The organism is Azospirillum sp. A1-3 (assembly GCF_023806445.1).
Taxonomy (GTDB): domain Bacteria; phylum Pseudomonadota; class Alphaproteobacteria; order Azospirillales; family Azospirillaceae; genus Azospirillum.
On record NZ_JAMSLU010000001.1, the window covers coordinates 2645123 to 2662303 of the forward strand.

Consider the following 17181-nt stretch of genomic DNA (forward strand, 5'->3'; position numbering starts at 1 on the left):
CATCCTCCCGATCAGTAGATCAGTTCGTTCTCGCCGCCGCCCTCGGAGATGACCAGTTCGCCGCGGGCGGCAAGGTCCTTCGCCAACTGGACCATGTACATCTGCGCCTCATCCACGTCGCGGACGCGCACCGGACCCATCGCCGCCATGTCCTCGCGCAGGATCTTGGCGGCGCGTTCGGACATGTTGGAGAAGAACAGGTCCTTCAGCGTTTCCGACGCGCCCTTCAGCGCGGTGCCGAGCTTCTGCTTGTCCACGGTGCGCAGCATCGTCTGGACGCCGCTGGGATCGAGCTTCGACAGGTCCTCGAAGGTGAACATCAGCGACTTGATGCGCTCGGCGCTGTCGCGGTTGCGTTCCTCCAGGGCGGCCATGAAGCGGTGCTCGGTGGTGCGGTCCAGCCCGTTGAAGATCTCCGCCAGCATCTCGTGGCTGTCGCGGCGGCTGGTGCGGGCGAGGTTGGTCATGAACTCCGTGCGCAGCGTGCGCTCGACGTCGTCCAGAACCTCCTTCTGCACAGCCTCCATGCGCAGCATGCGCATGACGACCTCCATCGCGAAGCTTTCCGGAAGCTGGGTCAACACGCGGCCGGCATGTTCGGGGCGGATCTTGGACAGCACGACGGCGACGGTCTGCGGATACTCGTTCTTCAGGTAGTTGGACAGCACCGACTCGTTGACGTTCGCCAGCTTGTCCCACATCGTCCGGCCGGCCGGACCACGGATTTCCTCCATGATCTGGTCGACCTTGTCCTTCGGCAGGGTCTTCAGCAGCAGGCGCTCGGTCGAATCGAAGGAACCAACCAGAGAGCCGGTGGCCGACATCTGTTCGGCGAACTCGACGAACAGGCGCTCGATCAGGTTGGCCGACACCGTGCCCAGGTTGGCCATCACCTGGGACAGTTCCTTGATCTCCTCGTCGTCCATCAGCGAGAACAATCTGGTGGCATGCTCCTCGCCCAGCGCGAGCATCATGATGGCGGCCTTTTCCGGGCCGGTGAGGGTCCGATAATCCTCGCGAACCTTCAACGCCATCTGTCCGCCTCCACCACCGCCGCTCACCTCGCGATCGGGCGAGCGGTTCATTCTTACACGTCAGGTTTACTGATCTTCCGTTTTAATACGATCCCCTTGCGCATTCCATCCCTTCGGGGGTGAAGGGCGGGGACAAAGTCAGCCGATTCCCCGCCCTTCCTGCCGTCCTCCGCCGGCTGTGCCGTCAGCCGAACCGCTTGGCGATCACCGCATAGGCAGCGCGCAGGCCCAGCGCCTCGCCGCCTTCCGGACGGCCGGGACGATTCGTCCCGTTCCAGGCATAGGTGTCGAGATGCGCCCAGGGCGTGCCCTTCGACACGAATTCCTGCAGGAACAGCCCGGCGGTGATGGCGCCGGCGAAGCCGTTGGTGGTGACGTTGTTGATGTCCGCCACCTTGCTGTCCAGCCCCTTGCGGTAGGGTGCCCACAGCGGCAGTCGCCACATCGGGTCGTCGACCGCGGCCCCGGCCTCCGTCAGGTCATTGGCCAGCGCGTCGTCGTTGCACATCAGCGCCGGCAGGTCGGGGCCGAGCGCCACGCGCGCCGCACCGGTCAGGGTGGCGAAGTCGATCAGCAGCTCCGGCTTCTCCGAATCCGCCTCGGCCAGGGCATCGCACAGGATCAGGCGCCCCTCGGCGTCGGTGTTGCCGACCTCCACCGTCAGGCCCTTGCGGGTCTTCAGCACGTCCTGCGGCTTGAAGCTGTCGCCCGACACGACATTCTCCACCGCCGGCACCAGCACGCGCAGCCGCACCGGCAGCCCGGCCATCATGATCATCCGGCCGAGCGCCAGCGCATGCGCCGCGCCGCCCATGTCCTTCTTCATGATCAGCATGGCGGACGACGGCTTCAGGTCCAGCCCGCCGGTGTCGAAGCAGACGCCCTTGCCGACGATGGTAACCTTGGGGTGTTCCGGGTTGCCCCAGCGCAGGTCGATCAGCCGCGGTTCGCGCGGGCTGGCGCGGCCGACGGCGTGGATGGCGGGATAGTCGCGGTCGAGCAGGTCCTGCCCGACGATCACCTCGACCGCCGCATCGAACTCGGCGGCCAGATCCTGCGCCGCCTGGGCCAGTTCGGCCGGTCCCATGTCGCAGGCGGGGGTGTTCACCAGATCGCGCACCAGCCAGGTGGCGGTCGCCGCCCGCTCCACCTCGCCGTGGTCGGCCTCCGCCGGCCAGACCAGATTGGCGAAGCCCTTCTCAGACGGCTTCTTGTAGCGGCTGAAGCGGTAGCTGCCGAGCGCCCAGCCCAGCGCCGCCCGCGTCGCCGCCCGCGCGTCCAGCGCCGCGTCGATCCGGTAGGAGCCGGCCGGCAGCGAGGCGGGCAGGCCGGCGAAGGCCCACAGATCGTCGATGGCCGACACGCCGGCCAGCACATGGGCGACGGCGCCGTCCGGCCCCGGCAGGAAGACGGTCGATCCGGCCTCGCCGGTGAAGCCCACCGCCTTGACCCAGGAGGCGACGGCCGGCGACTGCCCGGCCAGCCAGTCGGCCAGTCCGGCCTTGGTCACGGGGGTGAGGGCGACGGTGTCCGGACCGTCAACGGCAAGCAGGGTGGCGAGCAAGACTGAGGATCCTTCTCACGAAATCACGTCACGCATCCGGAACGGATGCCCATCCCCCAAGGATGGCGCGCCGGGTGGCGGCTGGAAAGGGGTGGCATGCGCCGGGCAGGCATGGGCGGGCTGTGAAAGTCGGGGGATGAAACACCATGAAACAGTTTTCCGGCGATGTTCCACTGTTCCATCCGGTTGCCATGGTCCGGCCATCAGGTCATTTCGGCGGGGGTGGATGGAACGGATGAAACACCGTGAAACAGGTTTCCGGCGATGTTCCACTGTTCCCGCGCCGGGCGGGGGACGATCTGCTGCAATGGAACGACGCATCGGGGACATGCCATGACCTCCCAATCCCGTAGGCAAATTATCCTAGCACAGGGAGGGGAAGCCGCCAGCGGTTGGATGAACAGGGAGGACGCGGGCGGGCGGGCGTGCCGATGCCGGGAAGCGACTAGGGCACGGCCGAAGCTTGAGCATCGGCCAGCGCGATTTCGATCCGCTCCTTGCCCTTGCCGGTGTTGCGACGCTTGAGCGTCAGCGCACCGATCTCGCCCGTTCGGCGCAGGTGGGTGCCGCCGCAGGGAACCCGCGCGAAGCCGGGGATCTCCCAGAAGCGGCGCTCGGCGGCCTCGTCGCTGAAGCCGCTCAGGACGGGGGTGTCGGCGGTGACGATGCGCGCCGCCCGTTCGGCGAATTCGGGCAGCAGCGGGGTCAGCGGCTCGTTCCAGGCGAAGTCGATGCGTGCCTTGTCGGCGGCGATATGGGCGCCGACCTTGTGGATGCCGGGCAGGCGAGCCATCACCAGTTCAAGCACGATCTCGGCCGCGAAATGCAGGCGCATCAGCCGGTAGCGGCGCTCCCAGTCGATCGCCACCGCAACGGCGTCGCCGGGGGCGAGGCGGTGGCCGGGCGCAAGCCTGTAGCGGATCTCGCGACCGTCCTTGCGGGCTTCCAGCACCTCGAAGCCGCCGATCGTGCCGGCATCGCTCTCCTGCCCACCGGAAAGCGCGTAGAGGATGGTGGCCTCCAACGTAATCTCGTCGCCGTCCACCCCGGCAATGCGGGTTTCCAGGCGGGTGCGGTAGGGATCGTCCCAGAACAGTTTCCGGGTCATGGAGTGCCTCGCGGAAAGCCACAGATCAACGACGTTTTCCAAATGGATGGCCCATTTGCCCATTCAGCCGCCCATTCAGCCGCCCAGTATAGCCGCTCCAATGAAACATCCCGAGGAGGTTTGTCGCGCGGGTAGGGCGGATGCCTGCCCCGGCGCAACCGGAAGGCTTGTTGCGGTCCGTGAGGTGGGTCATGCTCACGCCCCCGCTGTTTGCCCGTTTCGAAAGGTGCCGTCCGATGTCCGACCTGACCCTGGTGATGGGGAACAAGACCTATTCGTCCTGGTCGCTGCGCCCGTGGCTGGCGCTCAAGCACACCGGGCTGGCCTTCACCGAGACCGTCATTCCCCTGCGCCAGCCCGACACCGCCGCCCGAATCGCCGAGCATTCGCCGTCGGGCCGCGTGCCCACCCTGATCCATGACGGGCTGACTGTCTGGGACTCGCTGGCAATCTGCGAATATGTGGCGGAGCTGGCGCCCGATGCCCGGCTGTGGCCGGCGGACCGGGCGGCGCGGGCGGTGGCGCGCTCGGTGGCGGCGGAGATGCATTCCGGCTTCGTCTCGCTGCGCACCACCATGTCGATGGACCTCAAGCGCGACCGCAAGGGCGAGGGCATGACCGAGGCGACCGCCGCCGACATTGCCCGGATCGAGGCGCTGTGGGCCGACGCCCGCACCCGCTTCGGCAAGCCGGCGGGTGGGCCGTTCCTGTTCGGCGCCTTCACCATCGCCGACGCCATGTTCGCCCCGGTGGTGACGCGGCTGGAGACCTATGGCGTCGCGGTATCGCCCGAGTCGCGCGCCTATATGGACGCGGTGCTGGCGCTGCCGGCGATGCGGGAGTGGATCGCGGCGGCCAAGGCGGAGCCGTGGGAATTCGAGCCTTGAGCGATCCCGCCTTTACCATCCGCCGGGCGTGGCCGGACGATGCCGGCGCGGTGGATGCGGTGTTGGCGGCGTCCTACCCGGCCCTGATGCCCGCCGGCTATCCGCCGGAGGTGATGGAGCGGGTGCTGCCGATCATCACCCGGTCGAATCCGGCGCTGCTGGGCGCCGGAACCTATTATCTGGCGGAGGCGGCGGACGGCACGCCGGTCGGCTGCGGCGGCTGGAGCTTCGACTGGCCGGGCGAGCCGACCCGTGCGCCGCAGCCCGGACTGGCCCATGTCCGGCACTTCGCCACCCATCCCGACTGGCTGCGCCGTGGCGTCGGGCGGGCGCTGCTCGACCGCTGCGTCGCCGATGCCGCGGCGGCGGGCGCATCGCGGATGCTGTGCTACGCCAGCCTGGTGGCGGAGGAGTTCTATGCCTCGGCCGGCTTCGTCGCGACCGGTCGGACTTCAATGGAGTTTCCACCCGGCAACCGCTTCGACAGCGTCGTCATGGTGCTGGAGCGGCCCCCGACCGCCGGTTGACGCAACCGCAAAAGAAAAACGGCGCGCCGTCCTGCCGGATGGCGCGCCGTTCTCATGTCCGCCCCTCGACTCCCTCTCCCCCCTGGGGAGAGGGGCGGGGTGAGGGGGATGCACAGCGTGGGTTTGGTGGGAATCAGGGGCGCACGCGGTTCTTGAAGATCCTCGCCGCGCATCCCCCTCACCCTAACCCTCTCCCCGGGGGGGAGAGGGGATATTCCGCTGTGCGGGCTTGGCCGGTCCTTACTCCGCCGGGATGGCGCGCGGCAGGGTCACCGGCACGGCCAGACGGTGCAGCATCTCCTTCGGAACCACCTGCCAGAAGTGGCCGAGTTCGCGCTGCCAGTCGTTGAGGATCTCGGCGGCGAAACGGCTCTGCGTCTCGGCGACGTGCTCCTCGATCAGGGCGCGGAGTTGGGCCTCGTAATGGGGCACCTCGATCCGCTGGAAGATGACGCTTTCCTCGTTGATGTGCAGCGGCAGCGAGTCTTCCGGATCGTACAGGTAGGCCATGCCCCCGGTCATGCCGGCGGCGAAGTTGTCGCCGACCTTGCCCAGGATGACCGCCGTGCCGCCCGTCATGTACTCGCAGCCGTTGGAGCCGCAGCCCTCCACCACCACGGTGGCGCCGGAATTGCGCACCGCGAACCGCTCACCGGCCTGACCGGCGGCGAACAGCTTGCCGGCGGTGGCGCCGTACAGCACCGTGTTGCCGATGATGGTGTTCTTGTTCGACTCCAGCGGGCTGCTGGTCGCCGGACGGACGACGATGGTGCCGCCCGACAGGCCCTTGCCGACATAGTCGTTGGCGTCGCCCATCACCTCCAGCTTGATGCCCTGGACGGCGAAGGCGCCCAGGGACTGGCCGGCGGTGCCGCGCAGACGGACGGTGATGTGGCCGGGCTGCAGCCCGAACATCCCGAACTTCCGCGTCACCATCGAGGACAGCCGCGTGCCGATGGCGCGCTGCGTGTTGCGGGCGTTGTAGGCGAGCTGCATCTTCTCGCCTTCCTCGAACAGCGGGCGGGCATCGGCGACGATGCGGGCGTCCAGCGTGTCCGGCACCTCGTTGCGGCCCTGGAGCGTGCAGTAGCGGGCGTTCTCGCCGGGATCGACCTGGGCCAGCAGCGGGTTGAGGTCGAGGTCGTCGAGATGGGCGCCGCCGCGGCTGACCTGATGCAGCAGGTCGGTGCGGCCGATCACCTCGGTCAGCGAGCGGAAGCCCAGCTTGGCGAGGATCTCGCGGACCTCTTCGGCCAGGAAGGTGAAGAGGTTGACGACCTTCTCCGGCGTGCCGACGAACTTCTCGCGCAGCTTCTCGTCCTGCACGCAGACGCCGACCGGGCAGGTGTTGGAATGGCACTGCCGGACCATGATGCAGCCCATGGCGATCAGGCTGGCGGTGCCGATGCCGAACTCTTCCGCGCCCAGCATGGCGGCGATGACGATGTCGCGGCCGGTCTTCAGGCCGCCGTCGGTGCGCAGCCGCACGCGGTGGCGCAGCTTGTTCAGCGTCAGGACCTGATGGACCTCCGACAGGCCCATCTCCCAGGGCAGGCCGGCGAACTTGATCGAGGTCTGCGGGCTGGCGCCGGTGCCGCCGGAGTTGCCGGAGATCAGGATGATGTCGGCATTCGCCTTGGCCACGCCGGCGGCGATGGTGCCGATGCCCGACCGGCTGACCAGCTTCACCGTGACCTTGGCGTCCGGGTTGATCTGCTTCAGGTCATAGATGAGCTGGGCCAGATCCTCGATCGAGTAGATGTCGTGGTGCGGCGGCGGGCTGATCAGCATGACGCCCGGCGTCGAGTGACGCAGCCGCGCGATCATCTCCGTCACCTTGAAGCCGGGCAGCTGGCCGCCCTCGCCGGGCTTGGCGCCCTGGGCGACCTTGATCTCCAGCTCGCGGCACTGGTTCAGGTACTCGGCGGTGACGCCGAAGCGGCCCGACGCCACCTGCTTGATGGCGGAGTTCCAGTTGTCGCCGTTCTTGTCCGGGCGGAAGCGCGCCGGATCCTCGCCGCCCTCGCCCGAGTCGGACTTGGCGCCGATGCGGTTCATGGCGACGTTCAGCGTGCCGTGCGCCTCGGGCGACAGGGCGCCCATCGACATGCCCGGCGTGATGAAGCGCTTGCGGATGGCGGTGATGCTCTCCACCTCGTCCACCGGAACGGCGGCCTTGGTGGTGCGGAACTCCAGCAGGTCGCGCAACTGCATCGGCGGCCGCTTGTTCACCTGCTCCGAATACTTCTTGAAGGTGGTGTAGCTGTCGTTGGTGACGGCCTGCTGCAGGGTGTGGATGATCCCACCCTCCCAGCCATGGCGGTCGCCCGACTTGCGGAAGCGGTAGAAGCCGCCGACCGGCAGCGGCAGCGCCTCGCCGGCATAGGCCAGCGCATGCTGCTCCAGAACCTTCTTCTGGATGCCGTTCAGGCCGATGCCGGAGATGCGGCTGACCATCGCCGGGAAATGCTCGGCGACCAGGGCGCGGCTCAGGCCGATGGCCTCGAAGTTGCCGCCGCCGCGGTAGCTGCTGATGACCGAGATGCCCATCTTGGACATGATCTTCAGCAGGCCGTCGTCGATGGCCTTCTTGTAGTTCGTCATCGCCTTTTCCAGCGACAGCGAGCCGAGCAGGCCGCGGCGCTGGCGCTCGGCCACCGCTTCCTGCGCCAGATAGGCGTTGACGGTGGTGGCGCCGACGCCGATCAGCACCGCGAAGTAATGGGTGTCCAGGCATTCCGCCGTGCGCAGGTTCAGCGAGGTGAAGGTGCGCAGGTTGGAGCGGATCAGGTGGGTGTGGACCGCACCGGTCGCCAGGATGGCCGGGATGGCGGCGCGGGCCGGGCCCATCGCCTCATCGGTCAGGATGACGTGGTTGGCACCGCCGCGCACGGCGTCCTCCGCCTCCTGGCGGATGCGGCGCAGGGCGTCGCGCAGGGCGTCGGGGCCGCCATCCACCGGGAAGGTGGCGTCGATCACCGCCGCCGTCTCGCCCATATACTCCCGCATGGCGTGGAATTCGGCGGTGGTCAGCACCGGGCTGTCGAGTTGCAGCAACCGGGTCTGGCTCTCATCCTCGTCCAGGATGTTGCCGAGGTTGCCCAGCCGCGTCTTCAGGCTCATCACCCGGCGCTCGCGAAGCGAGTCGATGGGCGGGTTGGTGACCTGGGAGAAGTTCTGGCGGAAGAAGTGGTGCAGGCCGCGGTACTTGTCGGACAGCACGGCGATCGGGCTGTCGTCGCCCATCGAGCCGATGGCTTCCTTGCCGTCCTCGGCCATCGGGTGGAGGATCAGCTCCATGTCTTCCATGGCGAGGCCGAAGGCCATCTGGCGACGGCGCAGCTCCTCCTTCTCCATCTCCGACGGCTCGCCCTTCAGCGCGGCGGACTTCACCAGCTCGTCCAGGTGCGTGGTGTTCTTGACCCACTGGCCCCAGGGCTTCTGGCCGGCCAGATGGTCCTTCAGCTCACGGTCGTGGAACAGCTTGCCGGCCTGGAGATCGACGGCGATCATCTCGCCCGGGCCGAGGCGGCCCTTCTCGATCACCTGGTTCTCCTCGATCTTGACCATGCCCGTCTCGGAGCCGGCGATGATCAGGCCGTCGGTGGTGATGGTGTAGCGCATCGGGCGCAGGCCGTTGCGGTCCATGCCGCCGACGACCCAGCGGCCGTCGGTCATCGCCAGCGCCGCCGGGCCGTCCCACGGCTCCATCACGGAGTTGCAGTAGGCGATGAGGGCCTTGTGGTTGTCCGGCGTGGTCTGCGAGCTGGTCAGCGCCTGCGGCACCAGCATCATCTTGACCATCGGCGCGGTGCGGCCGGCGCGGACCATCACCTCGAACACCGTGTCGAGCGCACCGGAGTCGGACAGGCCGACGCCGATCACCGGCTTCAGGTCGCCCATGTTGGCGCCGAACACCGGATGCTCCATCCGGGTCTCGTGCGCCTTCATCCAGTTGACGTTGCCCTTCAGCGTGTTGATCTCGCCGTTGTGGGCGAGCATGCGGAAGGGCTGGGCCAGCGGCCAGGTCGGGAAGGTGTTGGTCGAATAGCGCTGGTGGTAGATGGCGAAGGACGACTCGAAGCGGTCGTCGGTCAGGTCCGGATAGAAGGTGGAGAGCTGTTCGGCGAGGAACATGCCCTTGTAGATGATCGAGCGCGCCGACAGCGAGCAGATGTAGAAGTCGTTGATGCGCTCGTTCTGCACCGCCTTCTCGATCCGGCGGCGGATGATGTAGAGGTCGAGTTCGAACTGCTCGTCCGACACGCCCTTCGAATTGCCGATGATGATCTGCTCGATCTCGGGCCGGGTGGCGTTGGCCTTCTCGCCGATGATGTCGACGTTGATCGGCACCTGACGCCAGCCATAGATGTAGTAGCCGAAGGCCAGGATCTCGGTCTCGACGATGCAGCGGCAGGCTTCCTGCGCGTCCAGGCTGATGCGCGGCAGGAAGACCTGACCGACCGCCAGATTGTTCTCCGGCGGGGTGTGGCCGATGACCTTGACGTGGTCCTTGAAGAACTTCTGCGGCACCTGGACATGGATGCCGGCGCCGTCGCCGGTCTTGCCGTCGGCGTCCACCGCGCCGCGGTGCCAGACCGCCTTCAGGGCCTCGATGCCTTTCTCGACCACCGAACGGCGGGGCTTGCCGTCGATCGCGGCGATGAAGCCGACGCCGCAGGCGTCGTGCTCGTCGGCCGGATTGTAGGCGTGGGCAGTGGTCAGCGCCGCGGCGTTGGCGCGGAAATCGGCGACGAACTGCTCACCCTGGTTCAACTCGGTGGTCATGGAACGACCCTTTCACAGTCTGGACGTTGACCTGGGGGGCCGAAGGGAAGGCCCCCTGGGGTAGACGGTGTTCTAATAGTGGAAAGAAGAAGAGCCTTACTCGGCCGCGACGGCCAGCTTCGGCGCGCCGACGGTCTGGGCGTAGGCGTGCATGGCGTCGGAGGCGTCGCGGCCGTCGCGGATGGCCCACACCACCAGCGAGGCGCCGCGGACGATGTCGCCAGCGGCGAAGACGCCGTCCAGGCTGGTCATCTTGGTGCGGTGGTCGACCAGCAGCGTGCCCCAGCGGGTGACGGTCAGGTCGGGCGAGCCGAACATGCCCGGCAGATCCTCCGGCTCGAAGCCGAGAGCCTTGATGACGAGGTCGGCCGGCTCGGTGAACTCGGAGCCCTCGATCACCTGCGGGGTCTGGCGGCCGGTGGCGTCGGCGACACCCAGATGGATGCGGACGGCGCGGACGCCGGTCACCACGTCGTTGCCGGTGAAGGCTTCCGGAGCGGCCTGCCAGACGAACTCGACGCCCTCTTCCTCGGCATGTGCCACTTCGCGCTGCGAGCCCGGCATATTCTTGCGGTCGCGGCGGTACAGGCACTTGACGGAGGTCGCACCCTGGCGGATCGCCGTGCGCACGCAGTCCATCGCGGTGTCGCCGCCGCCGAGCACCACCACCTTCTTGCCGGCGGCGTTCAGCGAGCCGTCCTCATACGCCGCGACCGAGTCGCCCAGCCCGACCTTGTTGGAGGCGGTCAGGTAATCCAGCGCCGGGACGATGTTCTTCAGTCCCGAGCCGGGGGCCTTGATGTCGCGGGCCTTGTAGACGCCGGTGGCGATCAGGATGGTGACGTGGCGCTCGCGCAGCTCGGCCAGCGAGGCGTCGCGGCCGACCTCGAAATTCGGATGGAAGATCACGCCGGCATCGGCCAGACGCTGGACGCGGCGGGCGACGACGTCCTTCTCCAGCTTGAAGCCGGGGATGCCGTAGACCATCAGGCCGCCCATGCGGTCGTAGCGGTCGTAGACATGGACCTCGTAACCCTTGGCGCGCAGCTCCTCGGCGGCGGCGAGGCCGGCCGGGCCGGCGCCGATCACGCCGACCGACAGGCCGAGTTCACGGGCCGGCTTGCGCGGCTTGACCCAGCCGTTTTCCCAGGCGGTGTCGTTGATGTACTTCTCGACCGAGCCGATGGTGACGGCGCCGTGGGTCGACTGCTCGATGACGCAGTTGCCTTCGCACAGGCGGTCCTGCGGGCAGATGCGGCCGCAGATTTCGGGGAAGTTGTTGGTGGCCTGGGAAACCTCGTAAGCCTCCTCCAGACGGCCCTCGGCGGTCAGCTTCAGCCAGTCGGGGATGTTGTTGGAGACCGGGCAATGCACCTGGCAGAAGGGAACGCCGCACTGCGAGCAGCGGTTGGCCTGCTCGACGGCGCGCTCGTCGCTGAAGCGGGCGTAGATTTCCGCGAAGTCGTGGCGGCGGTCGGCGGCAGACCGCTTGTCGGGCATCTTCTGCGCGGTGTGCACGAAGCCCAACATTTTCTGGTTCGCCATGACGTCTGCTCCTTCGCTTCGCGGCCCCGCTGTCTGCCACGGGACATCGCCTTGCTGGGCCTGACCGGGGGCTGCGGCGTTGGCCTACACCGACCGGCTGGGTTGAAATCGAACGTCCGCAAAGTGGCGGACGCTCGTCATATAACGCATGCGATCAGCCCGCGAAAGCACAAAAGCGCCGATAGGTCCGGTTTGTTGACCTTTTCCTTCGCAAGGCTGGAATGCGTGGGCGTGGCGGCAGGGTGTCACAAAAACGAGACAGAAAATTAGTCTCGAAACAGGACTATCGCTCGAATAGGAGTACCGAACCCTCGCCATCGCCAAGCGCGGCCATGCCCTGCTATAAGCGCCGCAACATCCAACCTGCCGAAGGCTGCGTGCCGCGATGATGATCGATCAATATCTGGACGCCACACTCATGGGGCTGGTGGAGGGGCTGACCGAGTTCCTGCCCGTCTCCTCGACCGGCCACCTCATCATGCTGGACGAGCTGCTGGGCTTCCAGGGACCGCCCGGCAAGGTGTTCGAGGTGGTGATCCAGCTTGGCGCCATTCTGGCGATCTGCGTCGTCTATTTCCACCGGCTGTGGCGTGTTGCCACAGGGCTGAAGGACGATCCGGGCGCGCGGCGCTTCGTCATGGCGGTGCTGATCGCCTTCCTGCCGGCGATGGTGCTGGGCGCCGGCCTGCATGGCATCATCAAGTCGGTGCTGTTCAACCCGACCGTGGTCAGCATCGCGCTGATCGTGGGCGGCATCGCCATCCTGATGGCGGAGCGTCTGATCCCGGTCGCCCGCTATCACCAGATCGAGAATTTCTCCGCCCCGCTGGCGCTGAAGATCGGCTTCTGCCAGTGCCTGGCGCTGGTTCCGGGCGTGTCGCGCTCGGGCGCCAGCATCCTGGGCGCGCTGCTGATGGGCGTCGACCGCAAGGCGGCGGCCGAATTCTCCTTCTTCCTGGCGGTGCCGACCATGGCCGGCGCCACCGTCTACGACCTGTACAAGAACTGGTCGGGGATGAGCTTCGATAGCGGCCTGCTGATCCTGGTCGGCTTCGTCACCGCCTTCATCGCCGCGGCATTGGTGGTGAAGACGCTGGTCGACTTCGTCGGCCGCTACGGCTTCACCCCCTTCGGCTGGTACCGCATCGCCATCGGCACCAGCATGCTGGCGTTCCTGTATCTGTGATCCTCAACCAGCCTGCCGCGGCACCGCACGGGCCGCGGCGGCAGCCATCCCCAGCGCCAGCAGCGCGATCATCGCGAAGGCGGTGGCGAGGCTGGTCGCTTCGGCGATGAAGCCGACCAGCGGCGGACCGGTCAGCACGCCGGCATAGCCCATGGTGGACACCGCGGCGACCGCATGGTCGGGATGCCCGGTCTCCACCGCGCCCGCCGTGCTGAACAGCACCGGCACCATGTTCGACAGGCCGATCCCGGTCAGCCCGAAACCGGCGATCGCCAGCAGCGGCGTCCCGTCCGCGACCATTCCTCCCGCCAATACGAGTCCCAGCCCGGACGCGGCCAGCAGCCCGCCGGTGCGCATCAGCGTCGCCCCGCCGAATCGGTGGCGCAGCCGGTCGCCGCTGAACCGTCCCACCGCCATGGCGGCGCAGAACACGCCGAACCCCATGCCGGCGATCGAGGCCGGCGCGCCAAGGTCGTCGCGCAGGTGGATGGCGCTCCAGTCGAGGATGGCGCCCTCGCTCATGAAGGACAGGGCGGCCAGCAGCCCCAGCAGCAGGGTCTTGCGATCGGGCAGCACCAGCGCGCCGCCGCCGGCATTGCGGTCGGGCAGGAAACGCCCCTGCAGCAGCAGGAAGGGCACGAGCAGCCCGGCCGACACCAGCGCGGCCTGCGCCGCCGCCGGCATCAGCGGCAGCAGCAGACCGCCGAGGCCGGCACCGGCCAGTCCGCCCAGGCTCCACATCCCGTGCAGCGACGACATGATCGGCCGGCCGAGCCGCCGCTCCACCAGGGCGCCCTGCGCGTTCATGGCGACGTCCATGGTGCCGCCCGACGCGCCGAACAGCGCCAGCACGATGCACAGCGTCACCACGTCCGGCACCAGCGCCGGCAGCGGCAGCAGCCCGGCGAACAGCAGGGCGGTCACCCGCGTCACCGGCGCGCTGCCGATCCGCCCGAGCAGCGGGCCGCTAGCGATCATCGCCGTCAGGGCGCCGACGGCAAGGCACAGCAGAGCCACGCCCAGCACCGCCGGGCTGAGGTCCAGCCGGTTCTTCAGCAGCGGGATCTGCGTCGCCCACACGCCGAAGACGGTGCCGTTCAGGAAAAAGGCGGCGACGGTCGCCCAGCGCGCGGCGGATGCCTGTTCCACCATCCGCCCCGACACGCCCCGGATATCCTCTGCGCCCGTCATCGCCGTTCCCGCCACAGTTGAACCGCCCACATGACGGCGCCATGCTGGGAATTCAAGCGGCGATGGGGCAGGCGTGCCATACCGGAAACCGGCGGGAACTCTTCAGTGCCGCCACATCCGGACGGCCGACAGCAGCAGGATCGCCGCCAGCCCCGGCAACAGCAGCCACTCCGGCACCACGCCCAGCAGCAGCCCGCCAAGGAAGGCGCCGGCCAGCGACCCCGCCGCCATCAGCAGGACGAAGCCGCGCTGCCGGACCAGCAGGGTCAGGCTGCGGTCGCGGGCGTAGCGGGAGAAACCGACGATCATGGTCGGCAGGCTGATCGCCAGCGACAGGCTGCCCGCCAGCTTCACGTCCACCCCGAACAGCAGCACCAGCGTCGGGATCAGCAACTCGCCGCCGGCCACGCCCAGCAGCGACGCCACGACTCCGATGCCAAAGCCCGCGGAAACGCCGGCAACGGTCAGCGCCGGCCCCTCCAGCAGCGGACCCGCCCCTCCAGACAGGCCGTGCCCGAACAGCAGGACGACGGCGATCAGCGCCAGCAGAGCGGCCATCACCCGCTGCAGCCGGGCCGCCTCCATCCGCATCGCCCAGCCGGCGCCGATCCAGGCGCCCAGCAGGCTGCCGGCCAGCAGGGTGGCGACCACCGCGCCATTGGCGGCGACGAGGCCCAGCGGCACGGTCCCGGCGCGCAACGGCAGGGCGGCGGCGACCACGACGAGGCTCATCGCCTTGTTCAGGATGACGGCGTCGAGCGCGGCAAAGCGGAAGGCGCCGATCAGCAGCGGCAGGCGGAACTCCGCCCCGCCCAGCCCGATCAGGCCGCCCAGCGTGCCGATGACCGCACCGCAGGCGAAGGCGGCCAGCGCGCGCAGCCTTGAGAACGCAAAAGCCCCGGCGCGGGGGCCGGGGCTTTCGGGTGTCATGGACCTGACCCGCCCAATCAGTGCGCGTTGTTGGTCGCGCCGCTGTACTTGCCGCCGACGATGAAGCGCGACAGGTAGGTCGGCAGGATCACCTCGCAGGTCGCCAGCTCGGTGATGCCGAGATCCTTGAAGCCCAGCGCGGTCGGGGAGACGACGTTGTCGCGCTTCAGCAGCGCGACCTGATCGCGGGTCAGCGCCGGGGCCAGCAGCGGAACCTTCTCCAGGATGCCGCCCAGCGATTCGGCGAAGTTCCAGGGGATGGTCACCAGCGGACGATGGCGCTGGATGTCCTTCTGGGTCAGCTCCAGCAGTTCGCGGAAGGTGTAGACGCGCGGGCCGCCCAGCTCATAGGTCTTGCCGCGGCTGCCGTCGTTGTCCAGCGCGGCGACGACGGCGTCGGCCAGATCGCCGACATAGACCGGCTGGAACAGCGTCTTGCCGCCGCCGATCAGCGGCAGGGCGGGGGCCTTCTGCGCCATCGCGGCGAACTTGTTGAAGAAGTTGTCCTCCGGCCCGAAGACGATGCTGGGGCGCAGGATCGTCGCCGCCGGGAAGGCGGACAGCACCGCCTGCTCGCCGGCCGCCTTGGAGCGGGCATAGACCGACGGCGAAGAGGCGTCGGCGCCGATGGCGGAGACATGGATCAGCCGGTTGACGCCGGCCGCGGCGGCCAGCCGGGCGATGCGCGAGGCGGCGTCGACATGCACGCCCTGGAAGCTCTGGCTTCCGCGCTCGTACAGCACGCCCAGCAGGTTGATGGCGACGTCCGCCCCCTGCAGGGCGCGGGCGACCGACACGTCGTCGGTGCAGTCGGTGGCGAACGGCACGATCTGGCCGACGGCGCCGGCCGTCTTCAGGAAGGTGGCCTTGCCCGGATTGCGGGTGGCGATGCGGATGAGGGCGCCCGACTTGGCGAGGCGCCGGATCAGGTGGCGGCCGATGAAGCCCGAACCGCCGAACACCGTGATAACCTGAGTGCGATAGGACATCGACCGTCTCCCGTGTCGTTGCGCGCCAAATCCAGGGGGGAACCGGGGTTTCCGCGCGGCGGCCTTTTCATGGTCCGCCTCGCGCCCCCCCGCGCGTCGTCCGACTGTGTGTCGCCTGGATGACTGCTGGAACTGCGGGCATGCTTATAGCGAATGGACCGCCGCCAAGCTAGGGACTGCATCGCCGCGCCCCGTGCCGTGCGACAAAAAAATGAAGGGGTCGAAAAAAAGCTGTTGACGCCCCCCGGCCGGATCATTAAACAACCGCCCACACACCGAGCACCGAGCCCAGGTGGCGGAATTGGTAGACGCGCAGGTTTCAGGTACCTGTGGCAGAAATGTCGTGGAAGTTCGAGTCTTCTCCTGGGCACCATTTCTTTCTACCCGGCTGCGCCGCATGCACAGCTCCTTCGATTGAGAAGGGGATAGTGTAGAGCGGCGTTCGTCGTTTCTAGGGTCCATGGCCGGGGGCCTGACCACCCGGGAATCGACCATGCCCATCGACCTTCATGACGGCGACCTCCCAGACGGCCTCGACCTCGCCGCCGGCGCCCGCGACAATTGCGTGGCCATCGACACAGAGACCATGGGTCTGAACCCCCACCGCGACCGCCTCTGCCTGGTGCAGCTGTCGGCCGGCGACGGCGCCGTCCATCTGGTCCAGTTCCGCCCCGGCCAGTACGAGGCGCCGAACCTGAAGCGCCTGCTGACCAACCCCGGCGTGACCAAGCTGTTCCACTTCGCCCGCTTCGACGTCGCGGTGATGAAGGCCTATCTCGGCGTCAGCTGCCAGCCGGTCTATTGCACCAAGGTGGCCTCCAAGCTGGTCCGCACCTTCACCGACCGCCATGGCCTGAAGGATCTGTGCAAGGACCTGTTGGGCGTCGAGATCTCCAAGCAGCAGCAGTCCTCCGACTGGGGCGCGCCGGAACTGACCACCGACCAGATGAAGTATGCGGCATCCGACGTGCTGCACCTGCATGACCTGAAGGCGAAGCTGGACGTCATGCTGGCGCGCGAGGGCCGCACCCATCTGGCCCAGGCCTGCTTCGACTTCCTCCCCGCCCGCGGCGAGCTGGACCTCGGCGGCTGGGAAACCCCGGACATTCTGGCGCACTGACGCCGATAAAGCCCTCTCCCGCCCCAGGAGAGGGAGGGGACCCACGAAGTGGGGAGGGTGAGGGGTGACCCAAGAATGCCGAACCGCATGGCTTCGTGCCTAACCCCTCACCCTTCCCACCGCTTCGCGGCGGACCCCGAGGTCGCTCGCAAGTCTCGCGACCGCATTCCACCTACGACTGCGTTGCAGTCGTCCGGCCTGCGGCCGTCGGCTCCATGCCCTCTCCCGGGACGGGAGAGGGAGCCACCTGCGACACCTCACCCCCTGACCGGCCGTGGATTTGACCCGGCGTCCGCCGGGGGGCATACTGCA

At 68.1% G+C, this 17181-nt stretch carries 12 protein-coding genes and 1 tRNA gene; 5 read left to right on the plus strand and 8 right to left on the minus strand.

Annotated features, from left to right (window positions below):
* Window positions 1–11: 11 nt before the first annotated feature.
* The 3 genes from fliG to M5E06_RS12815 form a co-directional block, all read right to left on the minus strand.
* The gene (fliG, locus tag M5E06_RS12805) at window positions 12–1034 is read right to left on the minus strand and encodes a flagellar motor switch protein FliG (protein ID WP_252138428.1); all 1023 of its coding nucleotides are present in this window, start codon (window positions 1032–1034) and stop codon (window positions 12–14) included.
* Between the two features lie 184 nt (window positions 1035–1218).
* Window positions 1219–2598 (minus strand): leucyl aminopeptidase family protein, encoded by a 1380-nt coding sequence (locus tag M5E06_RS12810; protein WP_252138429.1) that lies wholly within the window; start codon window positions 2596–2598, stop codon window positions 1219–1221.
* A 445-nt stretch (window positions 2599–3043) separates the two neighbouring features.
* Window positions 3044–3706: an alanyl-tRNA editing protein gene (locus M5E06_RS12815; RefSeq protein WP_252138430.1), complete on the minus strand. Its 663-nt coding sequence runs from the start codon at window positions 3704–3706 to the stop codon at window positions 3044–3046.
* A 236-nt stretch (window positions 3707–3942) separates the two neighbouring features.
* On the opposite strand from M5E06_RS12815, the gene M5E06_RS12820 reads away from it, so the two are divergent.
* On the plus strand, window positions 3943–4593 hold the full coding sequence (locus M5E06_RS12820; RefSeq protein ID WP_252138431.1) for a glutathione S-transferase family protein: 651 nt from the start codon (window positions 3943–3945) through the stop codon (window positions 4591–4593).
* The gene (locus M5E06_RS12825) at window positions 4590–5120 is read left to right on the plus strand and encodes a GNAT family N-acetyltransferase (RefSeq protein WP_252138432.1); all 531 of its coding nucleotides are present in this window, start codon (window positions 4590–4592) and stop codon (window positions 5118–5120) included. The genes M5E06_RS12820 and M5E06_RS12825 overlap by 4 nt, the downstream gene beginning before the upstream one ends.
* Window positions 5121–5360: 240 nt before the next feature.
* Here the strand turns inward: M5E06_RS12825 and gltB are convergent, their stop codons facing one another.
* Together gltB and M5E06_RS12835 are read right to left on the minus strand one after the other, a co-directional pair.
* Entirely contained in the window at window positions 5361–9908 is a 4548-nt protein-coding gene (gene gltB, locus M5E06_RS12830; protein WP_252138433.1) for a glutamate synthase large subunit, read from the minus strand.
* A gap of 96 nt (window positions 9909–10004) precedes the next feature.
* Window positions 10005–11453, minus strand: a complete 1449-nt coding sequence (locus M5E06_RS12835; protein WP_252138434.1) for an NAD(P)-dependent oxidoreductase — start codon at window positions 11451–11453, stop codon at window positions 10005–10007.
* 385 nt (window positions 11454–11838) lie between these two features.
* Between M5E06_RS12835 and M5E06_RS12840 the strand changes: the two genes are divergently transcribed.
* Window positions 11839–12639: an undecaprenyl-diphosphate phosphatase gene (locus M5E06_RS12840; RefSeq protein ID WP_252138435.1), complete on the plus strand. Its 801-nt coding sequence runs from the start codon at window positions 11839–11841 to the stop codon at window positions 12637–12639.
* Window positions 12640–12642: 3 nt separating this feature from the next.
* Here M5E06_RS12840 and M5E06_RS12845 read toward each other — a convergent pair whose 3' ends face one another.
* The 3 genes from M5E06_RS12845 to M5E06_RS12855 all read right to left on the minus strand — a co-directional run bounded on the left by M5E06_RS12845 (window position 12643) and on the right by M5E06_RS12855 (window position 15749).
* Entirely contained in the window at window positions 12643–13830 is a 1188-nt protein-coding gene (locus M5E06_RS12845) for an MFS transporter (RefSeq protein WP_252138436.1), read from the minus strand.
* A gap of 102 nt (window positions 13831–13932) precedes the next feature.
* A complete protein-coding gene (locus M5E06_RS12850; protein ID WP_252138437.1) occupies window positions 13933–14760 on the minus strand; it encodes a sulfite exporter TauE/SafE family protein in 828 nt (275 codons plus the stop codon).
* Between the two features lie 17 nt (window positions 14761–14777).
* Window positions 14778–15749 (minus strand): complex I NDUFA9 subunit family protein, encoded by a 972-nt coding sequence (locus tag M5E06_RS12855; RefSeq protein ID WP_252138438.1) that lies wholly within the window; start codon window positions 15747–15749, stop codon window positions 14778–14780.
* Window positions 15750–16035: 286 nt separating this feature from the next.
* Between M5E06_RS12855 and M5E06_RS12860 the strand changes: the two genes are divergently transcribed.
* A tRNA-Leu gene (locus M5E06_RS12860) sits at window positions 16036–16122 on the plus strand.
* Window positions 16123–16242: 120 nt separating this feature from the next.
* Complete coding sequence (locus M5E06_RS12865) at window positions 16243–16869, plus strand: ribonuclease D (RefSeq protein ID WP_085087104.1); 627 nt, start codon at window positions 16243–16245, stop codon at window positions 16867–16869.
* The last annotated feature ends 312 nt before the right edge of the window (window positions 16870–17181 follow it).